General features: G+C 55.6%; 1 protein-coding gene. It reads left to right on the top strand.

Annotation, left to right across the window (positions count from 1 at the left end; all coding sequences use genetic code 11):
- The coding region (locus tag CCD76_RS20150; RefSeq protein ID WP_444875472.1) for a hypothetical protein at positions 1 to 304 on the top strand (304 nt) is incomplete at both ends.

Below are 304 nucleotides of genomic sequence, written 5' to 3'. Positions count from 1 at the left end.
GACCGTCATCCACCAGATTTGACAATAACTCAAGCGATAAAACCGCGATCCTCAACGCCGTCAGCTGGTACGACGAGAAGGCACAAAAGGTCACCGACAAGCGCTACCCGCTCTCGGCTGCTGGTGTGACAGGCCTTACCGAGCGTTATGGCTGCACCGAGGAGCAACTATCGGACTTTGGTTATTACCGTCAGGAAGATGGCAGCTACCTGACCTTTGAATCCGCCACCGATCTGCGCGATGCGGAGAGTGTGCCGCTCAAAGACAGTATTCACCCCGGCTTATTCATGAGGCCGGCCCGAAA

The sequence above is a fragment of the Salinicola salarius genome (assembly GCF_002179555.1).
Lineage (GTDB): Bacteria > Pseudomonadota > Gammaproteobacteria > Pseudomonadales > Halomonadaceae > Salinicola > Salinicola salarius_A.
This window is presented reverse-complemented; position numbering and strand designations above follow the sequence as displayed.